Raw genomic sequence first — 14,379 nt, 5'->3', positions numbered from 1 at the left:
TTCGTGGCGATGGCCGACCCGCTGAACGTGCTCGCGCTCGACGATCTGCGCCAGCGCACCAAGCTCGAGATCATCCCGATGATCACGACCGAGCGCAGCGTCACCGAGGCGCTGAGCGGCGTGGGCAATGCGGGCTCCGCCATGGAGCAGGTCCTGAAGGATGCGGCCAGTGCGGCGGACGCCAACGTCGAGGAGGTGAAGCAGAAGCGCGAGGACATCGATCTCGATCGTCTCGCGGTGGAAAGCGAAGACGCGCCGGTCGTCAAGATCGTGAACCTCATCCTCGTGCAGGCGCTCAAGGAAAAGGCGTCGGATATTCACATCGAACCTTTCGAAAAGCAGCTCAAGCTCCGCTATCGCGTGGACGGTTCGCTCATCGAAGCCAGTTCGCCGCCGAAGGCGCTCCAGCTCCCAATCGCCTCGCGTATCAAGATTCTCGCCGGCCTCGACATCGCCGAGCGCCGCCTCCCGCAGGACGGCCGGTTCCGCATTCGCGTCTCGGGCAAGGAAGTTGACCTTCGTATCTCCGTGCTGCCCACGACTTATGGCGAGAAGATCGTCATCCGTCTCCTCGACAAGGGAGCACTCTCCGGCTCGATCGACCAATTGGGCATGGATGAGTACACGCTCGGCGTCTTCAAGAAGGCGGTCGATGCGCCGCACGGCATGATCCTCGTGACCGGCCCGACCGGCTCGGGCAAAACGACCACGCTGTATTCAGTGCTCAGTGAGCTCAATAGCCCGGAATACAACATCGTCACCGTCGAGGACCCGATCGAATACCAGCTCTCCGGCATCAACCAGGTGGCCGTGAAAGCGGACATCGGCCTGAGCTTCGCCGATGCACTGCGCTCCATTCTGCGTCAGGACCCGGATATCGTCATGATCGGTGAAATTCGTGACAACGAAACCGCCGACATCGCGGTCAAGGCCGCGCTGACTGGTCACCAGGTGCTCTCCACGCTCCACACCAACGACGCCGCGGGCGCCATCTCGCGTCTGGACGACATGGGCATCGAGCCGTTCCTGATTTCCTCCTCTGTGCTGCTGACCTGCGCCCAACGTCTGGTGCGCCGGGTGTGTCCGAACTGCCGCGAAGAATTCCAACCGGAACCGGAATTGCTGGCCAAGCTCGATATCCAGGATGAGGGCACCACTTTTTATCAAGGCGCCGGGTGCGACCGCTGCAAGCGCCGCGGTTACATGGGCCGCGCGGCCATCATCGAGGTTCTCCCCGTCTCAGAAACGATCCGTCGACTCATCATCAAGCGCGCTTCGGCTGCGGTCATCAAAAACCAGGCCGTCAGCGAAGGAATGAAGACTCTACGTATGGTCGGCATTGACAAAGCCCGTGAGGGCGTTACGACGTTGGAGGAGATTCTGCGGGTCACCGCGGAAGACCACTAACGTCCCCATGGGGTTATTCGACCATCTTTTCAAAACCAAAGCACCGATCGGTGAGGAGAAAGTGGTCGAGCATGCCGTGGAACCGGGCACGCCAAAATCAGTGGAGGGGCCTCCGCGTAGCACTCCGCCACAGAGGGCCGACCCTTCGGCGTTCCTGCATCCCAAGAATTTCGTCCCCCGTGGCGCTCCCTCGCTGACTCCCGCTCCGCGGCCCGGTTCCGGGATCAGCAAGAACACGGAGCGGCGTCCCGGGGCCGGTGGTTCTCCCGCCGGGGATGAAATTGTGCTTACGCTGGGAGACGTCCTTTCCCGTATCCCCACGCACTACCTGAAGCCCGGCACCCACGACGCGAAACGGGAGCTGCGCTTCAAGGTCAACGACCTTTCTTCCGATATTGCGCGCGGCCGTGCGGCCGTGCCTCTCTCGCGGATCGCGCAATTGCTGCCCGAGATCTTCGTCAAGGAAATCAGTAGCGACGAAGACACGGAAGTGCGGCTGCCGCTGCAAAAGCTCGTGGAGCAGATCGGCCTGCTGCGGTCGCAGCCCAAACCGTCCGGGGTGGAGAAGATGGCGCGTCCGGTCACACCGATTGAACTCCCGCCCGGGATCAAGTCCGTCCTGCCTATCGAAGCGAAGCAAGAAACGCCGGTGTTGCCGGTGGTGGAAGTGCCACGTCCCGCACCGGAGCAGCCGCTCAGTCCGCCGATCATTCTCGTTGAACCCGTCTCGGTTCCAAGAACCTTCGAATTGAAACCAGCGGTCGAGCAGGCTTCCGTTCCGCCGGTCATCCTGGCACCGCCCCCGGTGGTCGAGGCTCCTGTGGTTTCCGAGGTTCCGGCTCCGCCAGTGCCCGCGCCCGTGCCGGCGCCCGCCCCCGCGATCATCGAGGTCATGCAAGTCGTCGGGCCGCCCCAGCCTGCAGCGGAGTCGATCCCGTCCGTCCCACCCATTCCCGCCGCGCCGGTGGTGGCACCACCGGTCGCACCCGAGCCGCAGAAGATCGTGCTCGATTGGGGACCGCATGTGCCCGCCAGCATCGAGGAGAACAAGGAGGCCGCCCAGTCGGAGGCGGTCATCGTCCCGCCGAGCGTCGAAGCGGTCATTGAACCGCCGCATGTCGAGTCTGCGCCTGTGGTCGAAAGTCAGAAGTTGGCGCCGGTGGAGTCACCGGAGCTCGAAACTGGCGAGGAAAAGATCCAGCTCAGCCTGGCTGCCATTCTGCGGCAATGCCCGCCGGAAATCATCGTCGGTCAGTTGCCGCATGTGGACGACAGTGTGCGGATCACGCTGCCGTTTGCGCCTATCGACCGACAACTCGTCAAGGGGCATGTGGAAGTCAGCGCGCTGCGCTTCATCGTCGCGCTCCCGGAGATCTATCAGAAATATTTTGTGGCCAAGGTGGGTGTCAAAGTGCCGATCCCACTCGAGGAAGTCTTCCAGAATCTGCCCGCGCCCAAACAGGAGCTCACCGTTGCGCCGCCGACCGAGGCGCCGGTTTTCCTGACGTTTGCCCCTCCCGCCGCACCGGCTGCGGGAGACGCGCCGATCGTTTCCGCGCCGGTGGAGAAAGTGGAAGAGCAACCTGCGGCTGCCGCGCCAGCGAGCGAGGCGAAGGCGGTCGAGCCGCCACTGCCGTCGGTCGAATCTCCGAAGATCGACGCACCTGTCATTCCCGCTGCCATTGAAGAGGTACCGCCTGCGGTGTCTGTGCTACCGCCACCGGAAGTCGTTCCCGCATTTTCCGTCGTTCCGCCGCCACCGGCGGAGGAGCCTCCACCTCCCATCCCATCCGTGCCGCCGGCGGTCGACCTGTCCACTCCGCTGACTCTCGAAAAGGCCGTTCCGCCTCCGCCTCCGTTGCCGCTGGTCGCAGAGATCCCTCCGAGCGTTGTGGAGCCTCCGCCGATTCCGTCAGTGGCTGCGTCCTCGAGCCCGGAACCGCTGCCCGCCCTGCCGGCGGAACTCGTGCCCTCGTGGTGGTCTGCGTCACCGGCCTTTTTGGCCGCGAATGGCGGACCGCCGACGGATCTCCGCCCGGCATCGCCAACCGTTGCCGCCAGCGAGACACCGGCGAATCCAGTTGTAGCTTCGGAAGCACAATCCGCCGTGGCGCCCGCGGAAATCACGCCGCCGCCGTTGCCGGTTCCGCCTGCGGCGGCGAGTGAGCCTTCAGCCGCTGCGGAAGCGCCCAAGCTTTCCTTTCAACCGCCGGTCTTCCGCCCGCATTTCGTTCCGCCTCCGCCGATCTTCGGCTTTGCCCCGCCGGCCGTCGTCTCGGAGCCGGAGCCGGAGCCAGTGGCCAAGCTAGAGCCGCCATCCGTGCTGCCGGGGCTTATGGAGTCGGCCGTTGTTCAGCCGGTCCCGCCTACCGAAAATATTGCTTTGGAAGTCAACGCTGCGCCCGAAGCAGCCGCGATCGTTGCTGCCCCGGCCGAGCCGCCGCCCTTGCCCGTTGCCGAGGTCCAGCAGCCGCCCACGGCCGAAGCCCCGATCGAAACGCGCTCCGAATCCGAGCCGAGTTCCGAACTCATCGCTTCCGCCGGCGAACACAGTGCGCCGGACATCGCTCATTTCTCCGATGAGCCTGTGCCCTATGCCGATCTCGCGGAAAGCCTCGCCCACGAGACCACTTACGCGACCGCATTAGCTGAAGTCGTGAATGTCGACCGCCCCGAGGTGGAAGCGGCGGAGCCAAAGTCGCCGGTTGTAGTGGACGCTACTTCGGTCGAGCCACCCGTTGCGGAGAAGCCTGCCGAGATGGCAGAGCACCGCGCCGTGCCGATCGTCGAAGGTCTGGCCGTAGCGGCTGTTGCTGCGACCATCGCGGAGCACGTCCCGTTGGATTTTCACCAGGTGTCGGCGCCGATCGAAGAGCCGAAAGCTCCCGAGGAAACTGCTGCGCCCGCAGAGACTCCCGCGGCAGCCGCCCTGCCCGCCGAAATCGAGCACAAGGTCGAGGAGCCCGCGGTAGTCCACGGCGCGGTCTTTGCGGAAAAATCGACCGAACCTCTTGCCGAGCCGATCGCCGAAGTTCCCCTCCCGCCGGTGGAAAGCGCCGCCCAGGTCGAGACTCCCGCGACGGAACGGGAAGTGACGGAAACACCCGCGGCGCCCGAGCCCGAGCCGCCCGCCGCCGCCGTTCCACCACCGCCTCCGCAGCCGCCCTTCCTTTTGCCGAGGCTCCCTTCCGAGACGGTGCACCTCGAAGTGCTTCCGTCGCCCGTCCGCCGTTTCGACCAGGATGCGGTACAAGCGCTCTTCATGACGGAGGAAGCGCTCGACCTGCCGAAAGTCAGCCGCCTCGCCGCGGCGCTCCCGGGAGTTTATGCGTGCGTCATTGCCACCCGCGACCAGGCCTGCACCGGCGGCACCTTGCCGGAAGGCTTCGACCTCGCCGCCCTGCTCGGTCTCGCACCGCGAGTCGGGGAAGCGGCAGGCCGCATGCCCATCGGCCAGCTCAAGCATTTCACCCTCTACGGCGATGCCTACTCGGTGAGCTTCTTTGAGCGCAATGGCCTCAGCCTTTGCGCGGTGCATCGTCCGCGTTCCTTCGTCCCGGGCGTTCGTGAAAAGCTCGTCGCCCTCGCCGACGAACTCTCGCGTTAAGCGGGTCGCCGTGACCCGGCGAAATAGCGATTTTTGGGCGCAAATAGCGTGTTTTCCGCAATGGAGCCAATGGAGCCCACACAGCCAATGGAGCCACGTTCACATTGGGATTGGATTGCCCCGCGCCCGGCGCTATAAGAGGCGCGCGGTTTCCTCTTCCCCTATGAAACTCAAGATCCTTTCGGGCGCCCTGTTCCCGCTGGTGTGTGTGATGATGGCCGGCGCGCCCACGTGGGCCGCCGAACCACCGGAACCCAAATTCACCGCCGTCACGCTCGACGACCATATCCAGATCGGCTACGGCCTCGCCATCGCCGATGTGGATGGTGATGGCCATCCCGACATCCTGCTCGCGGACAAAAAGCAATTCGTCTGGTATCGCAACCCCGGCCCCGGCCAGTCCCATGACCCAAGTGCGTGGCACAAGTACCTGCTCGCGGAAAACCTCACCGAAGACGATAACGTCTGCATCGCCGCGCAAGACATCGATGGCGATGGCAAATGCGAGATCGCCGTCGGCGCCGCGTGGAAGCCGTCCGATACCGAGAAGAGCGGCGCGGTCTTCTACCTCATCCCGCCCACGGACCGCACGCAGCCGTGGACCCCGGTCAAATTTCCGTCCGTCGAGCCGACCACCCATCGCATGCGCTGGATCAAGCTCGAAGACGGCAAGTGGGGATTACTCGTCGCCCCGCTCCACGGACGCGGGAACAAAAATGGCGAGGGGGTGCCGGCCAAGGTCCTGCTCTATCGTCCACCATCGGATCCGCATGCGGAATGGCCCTCGGAAGTCGTCGCCGACCGCTTTCATATGACGCACAACTTCGTCCGTCTCACCGTGGCCTCCGGCGCCGGCAAGAACACGCCGGACAGCGTCTTGCTCGGCGGCAAGGAAGGGCTCATGTCCTTCCGCCACGGCAAAGCGCAGTGGGAGGCCACGGCACCGGTGATGGCCGGTGACCCGCCCGCGGGCGTGGGCGAAGTCCGCGTCGGTTCGCTGGTCAACGGCGTGCAGTTCATCACCACGGTGGAGCCCATGCACGGCAACATGCTGGCCGTCTATCTGCCGCAAAAGGCGGGCTCCGGGGCCACGGCCTTGGAGCGTCACATCCTGAGCGACAAACTCGTCGAGGGCCACGCCCTGGCTTGCGGCAATATGCTCGGCGGTTACCCCGGCGTCAGCGCGTCCGACCAGATCGTGATTGGCTGGCGGGGCAAGGCGGGCACCACAGACACGCCCATCGGTCTCGCGCTGTGGGCACCGCTCGACACGAAAGGGGAGAAGTGGCGGGAGAGCGTCATCGATCCCGACGGCATGGCCTGCGAAGACCTCCAGCTCGCCGACCTCAATGGCGACGGCAAGCTCGACATCATCACCTCCGGGCGGCGGACGCACAACGTGAAGATCTACTTCAACGAGACCGCACCGTCGGGCCGCTGAGTCTGTTCCACAGTGCGTTCTACAGATTTCTAATTCGATAGCAGGGGTGCGCGGACGGGAGACAAACCGTCGCGTATTAATGGCCGGAAATCGCGCTCAGGATACTGTCGACATCATACACGCATCCGCCCCAAGTGCCGCCGCTGGCTTGCTGGAGGGCGGCCCAGATTCGGGTGTCGTCGGGGAGGTTGGGGTGGGGGGCCAACGCAGGATTTGACGCACGTTTCGTAAGAACGGTGGCGCCTTCCTCGGGAGAGAAGGATTGGCCGTCGAAGCCGACAAAATCGATTTGTCCTTCCATTGATATGCGATTGATGGTCAATGAGATGATATCGTTTTCACGGACTTTTCCTAATTGTCCTCCGGCCAGCGCCTCGGGTCCAATGTGCCCGACACAGGCTCCCGTAGAAACCCCGGAGAAGCGGGCGTCGGTGAGGAGGGCGACGTGCTTGCCGAAGGGCAGGGCCTTTAGCGCGCTGGTGATCTGATAGGTCTCCTCCATCCCTGTTCCAAGCGGTCCGATACCCGCCAAAACCATCACATCCCCGGCTTGGATCCGACCTTCCCGGAGGGCGGTGATCGCGGCATTTTCGGACGTAAAAACGCGCGCCGGGCCAGTATGGCGATAGACGCCATCCGCGCCGACCACATCGGCGGAAATCGACGTGGCCTTGATCACGGAACCTTGCGGGGCGAGGTTGCCGGTGGGGAAGACGAGGGTGCCGGTGAGGCCGCGCTCCTTCGCTTGTTCGGGCGACATAATGACGCTGTCCGCCGCCACGCCGTCGCGTGTCGCGAGCAGGGTGCGGAAGCGCTCCCGGCGGTCGCTCTTTTCCCAGGCATCGAGGTTCTCGCCGAGGGTCCGGCCGGTGGCCGTGAGGACGCGGGTATCGAGCAGGTCGAGGGTGCGCAAATGGAGCATGACCTCCGGCACGCCGCCGGCCAGGTAGGCCCGGACGGTCGGGTGGTAGGACGGCCCGTTGGGTAGGACATCGACCAGGCGCGGGGTCACTTTGTTCACGGCGATCCAGTCCTGGACGACCGGCCGCGGGATCCCGGCGGCATGGGCGATGGCCGGGATATGAAGCAGCAGATTGGTCGACCCGCCGAAGGCCGCGTGGACGGTCATGGCATTGCGAATGGCGGCGGGGGACAGGATCTCGCGGATGGGGATGCCGCGTTTGGCCAAATCGTCGACCGCCCGGGCACTGCGGGTGGCGATTTCCCGCCAGACGGCGGAACCCGACGGCGCGAGGGCGCTGTGCGGCAGGGCCATCCCGAGGGCCTCGGCGACCACCTGCGAAGTGGCGGCGGTGCCGAGGAACTGGCAGCCGCCCCCCGGCGAAGCGCAGGCCCGGCAGCCGAGTTCGGAGGCTTCCTTGAGCGAAATGAGCCCGCGCGAAAAGCGGGCGCCGATGGTCTGCACCGCTCCCGCGTCCTCGCCATCGGTGGGTGGCAGGGTGACGCCGCCGGGCACGATCACACAGGGCAGATCGCGGGAACCGGCCAAGGCCATCATCATCGCCGGCAGCCCTTTGTCGCAAGTGGCCACCCCGAGCACCCCCGACCGGCGGGGCAGGGAACGGATGAGGCGCCGCAGGACGATCGCCGCGTCATTGCGATAGGGCAGGGAATCGAACATCCCCGCCGTGCCTTGCGAGCGCCCATCGCAGGGATCGCTCACCGCGGCGGCAAAAGGCGTCGCGCCAAGTGCCCGTAGCTCCCGGGCGGCGGCCTCGACCTGAAGCGCGATTTCCCAGTGGCCGGTGTGGAAGCCCAAGGCAATCGGCTTCCCATCGGGCGCGCGCACCCCGCCGGCGGTGCTCAGGATCAGGAACTGCCGGTCATTGGCCCGCTCCGGTTCCCACCCCATGCCGACATTCTGGGTCAGCCCAAAAAGATCGCCGCTCGGCGCTGTGCGGAGCAAATCCTCGGTCAGCGGCAACGCCCCAGCCGGGCCGGGCGCGCGAGTGCGAAGTTCATAGATGGAAGGGTCATCGGGGAAGAGGTCGGGGCCGGGCATCCGGGTCTTGTAGCGCAAGGAAGCGGGCGCGGCTACTGGGACGTTGTGGCGAGCCCAGCGAGTCCCAACCTGACTCCCATTTGTGCACTTGAAATAGTGAAGAGATCGATTCCGTATCGAGAGCGACTGAAGTATTCTGCCTCATCGAGAGCAGACTCACCCACTCAAACAGATATGCGTAACGCGAGGTATTCCCTACTGGCGGCTGTGATGCTCCATTGCTTGATAGCGGCGGCAAAGGCAAACATCGGCGAGACTCAAGACCAGATCGCCGCGCGTTATGGATCGGGAAAAGTGTCGGAATTTACGATGGGCTACCGAAATAGCGCGGCATTCGCCTATACGACAGATGGCTATGAAATCACCGTGATCTTTCGCGCGGGCAAATCGATCGCTGAAATGTATGACCACAAGGGCGTTGAAGTTCCGGAGGCCGAAATCAAGGAAGCTCTCAAAGTCTACTCAGTCGGACACTCTTGGAAATCCAGCAACAACGACCGGTGGTGGCGTGCCGACAAGAAAATGGAAGCGCACAGGGTGGATCAACGAAAGGATTGCTACGTCATTTCGTGGATGACTACGATGTAGGCGCGTGGACGAGGAAAGCGGAAAGAATAGGAGGATCGTCGTCCTCACGCACTCGCCTGTACGGCGTGAGGCACAAACGGGCTTTTTCCCGAGATGATGGATCCGCGGGTTTCGCGAACCCCAATGGCCACGGGTTGATCGCGCACCATCCAGACGCCGAATTGGGGTAGGAAGCCGTCCTGCCTCGGGCTCTCGACGAAGGCCTGATACACTTTGGGTTCGTCGCCGTATTCTCCGGATAGGCTTTCGGCAATCGCACCGTGGCGGTGAATGGCGACATTGTGTCCTTCATGGCCAAACAATGGCTTGCTGACAAAAGCGGAACCCAGATGTTCGGGCGAAGGGCGACAAGGGACCACGGCAGGGTGATCAGCAAACAGTTCGGATAACACGCAGAGGATGCCTTTGCCCCCCAGCAGTAATCGCCAGGGCGGTTCGATAAAGAAACAGCCCGAGGCCTCCACGCGATCCGCGAACGGCTCCCGCAACATCCATTCCCACGGGTACAGTTTAAAGCAGTGCGTGATCGGAGTTCCGTCGTGGTCCACGAACTGGCCATCCCGTGCATTCCAACCCATGCGATGCATGGCCATCATAGTGGCTCGCAGGCCAGCCCGGCGCATGAGTCCCGCCATGTAACGCACGGTGCCCTCGACTTCCGGATGGCGCGGACGCCAGGCGCAATGCACATGTGCAAATCCAGATTGTTGCCAGGCCAGCACGAGCGCTTCTTCCAGTTGATTGCACTGGTCGTGCTGCGGCATCACGTCATCCCGCCAGTGCTTTTGAATCACGGCGGTTTCCATCAAGGAAAGCGCGGTTTCCGCGTTGTATTCCAGGAGCTTGGGGCTGCCTTGCGCATCGAACAGGAAATCGAACCTTCCTTGTAATGACCACTCACCGCGTCGCCAGGAAGACGCCAGCAATTCCGCCTCGTGATTTTGCAACCCCACCGCAGACCAGAGATTGTTTTCCACGATGTGCTCCGTGGCTTGATGATACAGGCCCGCCAATTCGCGGGCCGTGCGACACAGTTTCTCCACCTCCGCCGGACTCAAAAGGTAGGCCGCCCGCTCGTTCCAGGTTTCGTCCCCGTCCTCGGAATGCCAGAGCAGTCCTTGTTGCTCGACCCGTGCCGGCCAATCGGCGCGGGCGGCCACCGCGATTCTTCTCATGAACCTTCGGACCGGCGGATGGCCGTCCCAAAACCTTCACGCTCCACCGTCTCCCAGAATCGCCGGGCCCGGTCAGGATCGGCTTTTCTCCACGCGTGATTGACGCGTTCCACTTCGCCCGGAAGTGGGAGCGACTGCAAAACCATCCTTTGATCGGGTGCGGTGTTCCAGGTTTCATTCCAGTAGTAACCACGGTCTTCGCGATATTCATTCCACGGCTGTGAAAACCACCGCTGCGCTGCCGCGTAGTAATATCCAACGCCTAGCACATGGTGATTATTGAAATACTCCACGCCCGGTTGCACGACACTTTTATTGGCGAATTTGCGAGCGCGAAAAATGTGGCTCAGTATGCCCAGGAAAATAACGACGAAGAATAGGATGAGGATAACGATTTCCATTCACTGCGGAGAGAACTGTGCTCAGCTTATTTGATCCCCACCGCCCCGGAAGAATATTTCGAAGAGGAATTTCCAACCGTGGTTGCTATCCGTGGTATTGCACTTGCAACCCTCGCTGGGAGTGACCAAATGGCGGCCTCCCCTGGAACGATGAACACACTGCGCCTTTTCCTTCTCGCGTCTTTGCCCCTTTGCCTGATCCATGCGCAGGAGACTCCACCGGGCCTGAGGCGGGATTCGTTCTCCGCGGTGAGGACGGCGGAGGCAGACGCGCGGAATCTTTTCGTCAACCCGAACTTCGAAGAGGGGACGATTGGTTGGGAGCTCATGAACTGGGGAAAAAGCGGCAGGATGGAGGTCGATACGAACGAACTCCGCGACGGGAAACCGACGTTGCGGGTCGAGAATCTCGAACCTTGTCACTCCTTCATTCGGCAGGTCCTGAAGGGAAAGCCCAACACCCGCTATCAGTTCTCCGGCTACATCAAGACCAAGGATGTCGCAGTGCCGAATAACGCCCAGAAATCGGGTGCGATTTTGATGGTCGGGAGAATGGCCGTTTACACTCCTCTCATCGAGGGGACCCAGCCGTGGAGGAAAGTTTCCGTCGAATTTACCACCAAAGACGATCCGGAGATCCGGCTCGGGCCGAGTCTCGGCACCGATCCCACTTTTCCGACGGGAACGGCCTGGTTTTCCGACTTGAGGCTCGTCGAGCTGCCCGCGCCGTCAGCGAGTGGCTCCGGCAACGGGGAAGACTTCAATAAAGGCTTCACCCGGGCCGGTTACCCGGTGAATGATCTCCGGGCGCAACTCGCCGGCACCAGTTGGAAAGTGACGCCGGGTCAGCCGGTGCGCCCAGGTCTGGTTCCTCTCCTGACTTTCAACGGGAAAACCGTTGAACCGGCTGACTACCGCTATGAAGCCAACGCCCACGATAGCACGGTGACGATCTTCTTTAACCACGGGGATACCCAACTGATGTTACTCACTGACGAGGGGAAACGCCTGCGGTTCACTTTTGGGGGGCGGGACTATACCTACGAGATCGTCGCGCACTGAAGTTATTTACGGCTGCTCGTGGGTGCTTCGGTAGCGTAACGGCTGCATCTTTTGTATGGAGGAAGAACTTGCGCCGACACAGAGCATGATGAGTTGGATACAAGGATTGGGAATTGTTCCGGCCGCTGCGCTGACCTTTGCGATTGCCTGCACCCTTTGGCTTGTTGGCCGTCGGGTCTTCGATTGTTTTCGGTTCCGCGAGCCGACGGTCGTGCGCGACCTGGCGTTGCTGCTCAGCGGACCGGTGATTGCGATCCTGGTTTCCGCCCTGAAAGTTTCCGTTGGCGCGCGCCTTTATTTGCGGGGCGGCATAGATACAGATTTCGCCTTTATCGGTATTCTCGACGAAGTCCAGGACATCTGCCTGATTGGCATGGTGTCTTTCGCCATGGGTGTCTGCAGTCTCATGCTCCCGGCCAAAGCATGTGACCAGAAGAAGGGATAGCGTCGCTATCGGATAATTTGGTATTCGACGCGCAGTAGTGATGCGGCTGGCGCCGGGGCGGTTGGAGTGCCCGCTTGGGCGAATGTACCCCGGGTGGTCGCTCGAAGACTCGCTCGACCCGGGGCTAAATTCTATTGTCCCTCCGGGACAGAGGCAGGAGCTCCGGCGGGAGGAGTTCATGCTGGAGATGGCTATGCTACGGCTTGCAGAACCAGCCGAATTCCATCCAGCGGGCGAACCATTCCTGGATGCGGGCGGCGCTTTGCTCGGGGGGTTCCGGGCTGTCGGCGAAGGCGGCGGCGCAGGCTTGGTCGAGGGTGGCGCCGGAGCGGAGGGCGAGGAGGAGGTGGTAGGCTTCGGGGTCGAGGCGCTTGTAGTAGACGGCGAAATTGACCCGGTGCACGGCGAGATGGATGAAAGTGCGGCTGCGGCGGGCGGTGAGGGCTTTGCGCCGGCGCGTGTGGACGGCGGAGACGGCGTTGCTGACGGCGGAGATTTCGGTGCGCTTGAGGGTGCGCATCATTTCATCGACCGGATGGTGCAACTCGAGCAGGGAAACGTAGGGCTGGAGGCCGAGGCGCAGGCGATCGGCGGGCATCTTGGCGATTTGCTTCGCGGTGAGCACGGGCTTTTCCGGGTCGTCGAAGGCGAGGACGCGGGCCCATTCCACGCGGGTGACGTCGAGGGCGAGCTCGGTGCGTGGGCGGGTGAACTCGGGATGGGCTTCCACGAAGGCGACGAGTTGCGAGCCGATGTCGCGGAGGTTCCAGGAGCGGGAACCACAGGCTTCGAGGTAGGCGACGGCGAGGCGGTCGAATTTGGCTTCACCGAGGACGGCGCGGAGGCCGCGGAAGTCTTCGCCGAAGGAGCCGAGGAGACGCCACCAGTACTGCTGGTTGTAAATCTGCAGGCGCTCGAAGGCGGTGAGGCGATCGTTGGGCTTGATGAAGCGTTCGGCGACGGCGGCGCCGGAGGGTTGCATGCTTTCGTCGGGCTGGAGTGGGCGGAAGAGAGTGCCGGCGATGGCGCGCTGGAATTCGGCGAGGGAGGCGGGTTTGCGGTTTGAACTCATCCGGTGCGTGGGCGGTATCTTCACGGTGTCATCCTGAGCGGAGTATAACGGAGTCGAAGGATCCCGTGGAATAACCAGCGATAGTCTTTGGTAAAGCGACGGGGTGTTTCGACTTCGTTACACTCCGCTCAACATGACACGCAAGGAGGAGCGCGACGACCTTCGGAAAGCTCTCACGCCGCGATGGTGTCGGCATGGGGGAGGAAGCGATTGGCCTTGAGGGCTTCGCCGTGGACTTCTTCGAAGCTGGGGATGCGGTCGTCCCACTCGAGGAGCGTGGCGGTACGGCCGATGCGAGCGATGGCGTGGGCGTACATTTGCCAGACGGGGTCGAGCACGGGGTGGTCGTGCGTATCGAGGATGTAGCGCTCGTATTTCGTGTGGCCGGCGATATGGATCTGCGCGACGCGGTCGGTGGGGACGGCGTCGAGGTAAACGTAGGGGTCGAAGACGTGGTTCTTCGAGGAGACGTAGATGTTATTGACGTCGAGGAGGATTCCGCAGTCGGCGCGCTCGACGACTTCGCTGAGGAATTCCCACTCGGTCATTTCGGAATCGTGGAACTCGGCGTAGCTGCTGACGTTCTCGACGGCGACGGGGACGCCGACGGTGTCCTGGACTTCGCGGATGTTGCGGGCGGTCCACTCGACGGCTTCCCAGGTGTAGGGCATGGGGAGAAGATCGTGGGTGAAGCGGCCATCGACGCTGCCCCAGCAAAGATGATCGCTGAGCCACGGGGTGCCGGTGCGCTTGACGAGGCGCTTGAGCTTGCGGAGGTGGTCGCGATTGGGCCGGGCGGCGTTGCCGAAATACATGGAGACGCCGTGCTGGACGACGCGGTACTGCTCGAGGATCTGGTCGAGCACCTGGAGGGCGCGGCCGCCTTCGACCATGTAGTTTTCCGAGATGATCTCAAACCAATCGACGACTGGCTTCTTGTCGAAGATGTGCCGGTAGTGCGGAATGCGCAGGCCGATGCCGATGCCGTACTCGGTGTGGGCGTTGAAGCGGTTGGCGGGCATGAAGAGCAATTTAGGATTTAGCAGTTAGCATTTAACATTTGGGATTTTTCGCAGCCGTCAGACGACAGACGGCAGGTCAAAATGATAAATGATAAATGCCAAATCTTAAATGAAGTGCGGGGCTCCGGCTGCCTGG

11 protein-coding genes are annotated in these 14,379 nt (G+C 62.8%); 6 read left to right on the top strand and 5 right to left on the bottom strand.

Translation table 11 applies throughout. The annotated features are described in order from the left end of the window. From ABJF10_RS21240 to ABJF10_RS21230, 3 genes are all read left to right on the top strand, one after another. Window positions 1-1,407, top strand: a 1,407-nt coding sequence (locus tag ABJF10_RS21240; protein WP_348546614.1) for a GspE/PulE family protein, incomplete at its 5' end; no start/stop codon positions are given. Between the two features lie 283 nt (window positions 1,408-1,690). Further along, window positions 1,691-5,014, top strand: coding sequence for a hypothetical protein (locus tag ABJF10_RS21235; RefSeq protein ID WP_348546613.1), 3,324 nt, complete (start codon window positions 1,691-1,693; stop codon window positions 5,012-5,014). A gap of 163 nt (window positions 5,015-5,177) precedes the next feature. Further along, entirely contained in the window at window positions 5,178-6,455 is a 1,278-nt protein-coding gene (locus ABJF10_RS21230; RefSeq protein WP_348546612.1) for a VCBS repeat-containing protein, read from the top strand. 76 nt (window positions 6,456-6,531) lie between these two features. On the opposite strand, the gene ABJF10_RS21225 is transcribed toward ABJF10_RS21230, so the two are convergent. Continuing rightward, on the bottom strand, window positions 6,532-8,478 hold the full coding sequence (locus tag ABJF10_RS21225; protein WP_348546611.1) for a YjhG/YagF family D-xylonate dehydratase: 1,947 nt from the start codon (window positions 8,476-8,478) through the stop codon (window positions 6,532-6,534). Window positions 8,479-8,685: 207 nt separating this feature from the next. On the opposite strand from ABJF10_RS21225, the gene ABJF10_RS21220 reads away from it, so the two are divergent. Beyond that, on the top strand, window positions 8,686-9,066 hold the full coding sequence (locus ABJF10_RS21220; protein WP_348546610.1) for a hypothetical protein: 381 nt from the start codon (window positions 8,686-8,688) through the stop codon (window positions 9,064-9,066). 44 nt (window positions 9,067-9,110) lie between these two features. Here the strand turns inward: ABJF10_RS21220 and ABJF10_RS21215 are convergent, their stop codons facing one another. After that, complete coding sequence (locus ABJF10_RS21215) at window positions 9,111-10,226, bottom strand: glutathionylspermidine synthase family protein (protein ID WP_348546609.1); 1,116 nt, start codon at window positions 10,224-10,226, stop codon at window positions 9,111-9,113. Between the two features lie 11 nt (window positions 10,227-10,237). Beyond that, a complete protein-coding gene (locus ABJF10_RS21210; RefSeq protein ID WP_348546608.1) occupies window positions 10,238-10,642 on the bottom strand; it encodes a hypothetical protein in 405 nt (134 codons plus the stop codon). A 150-nt stretch (window positions 10,643-10,792) separates the two neighbouring features. On the opposite strand from ABJF10_RS21210, the gene ABJF10_RS21205 reads away from it, so the two are divergent. Continuing rightward, the gene (locus ABJF10_RS21205) at window positions 10,793-11,704 is read left to right on the top strand and encodes a carbohydrate binding domain-containing protein (protein WP_348546607.1); all 912 of its coding nucleotides are present in this window, start codon (window positions 10,793-10,795) and stop codon (window positions 11,702-11,704) included. A gap of 55 nt (window positions 11,705-11,759) precedes the next feature. Continuing rightward, entirely contained in the window at window positions 11,760-12,149 is a 390-nt protein-coding gene (locus ABJF10_RS21200) for a hypothetical protein (protein WP_348546606.1), read from the top strand. Between the two features lie 196 nt (window positions 12,150-12,345). Here the strand turns inward: ABJF10_RS21200 and ABJF10_RS21195 are convergent, their stop codons facing one another. Continuing rightward, on the bottom strand, window positions 12,346-13,221 hold the full coding sequence (locus tag ABJF10_RS21195) for a DNA-binding domain-containing protein (protein ID WP_348546605.1): 876 nt from the start codon (window positions 13,219-13,221) through the stop codon (window positions 12,346-12,348). Between the two features lie 173 nt (window positions 13,222-13,394). Further along, a complete protein-coding gene (locus ABJF10_RS21190; protein ID WP_348546604.1) occupies window positions 13,395-14,243 on the bottom strand; it encodes a DUF692 domain-containing protein in 849 nt (282 codons plus the stop codon). Window positions 14,244-14,379: the final 136 nt, after the last annotated feature.

Source organism: Chthoniobacter sp. (assembly GCF_040003245.1).
Taxonomy (GTDB): Bacteria; Verrucomicrobiota; Verrucomicrobiia; order Chthoniobacterales; family Chthoniobacteraceae; genus Chthoniobacter.
Note: the sequence above shows the minus strand (reverse complement) of the source record. Positions and strands in the feature narration are given on the sequence as shown.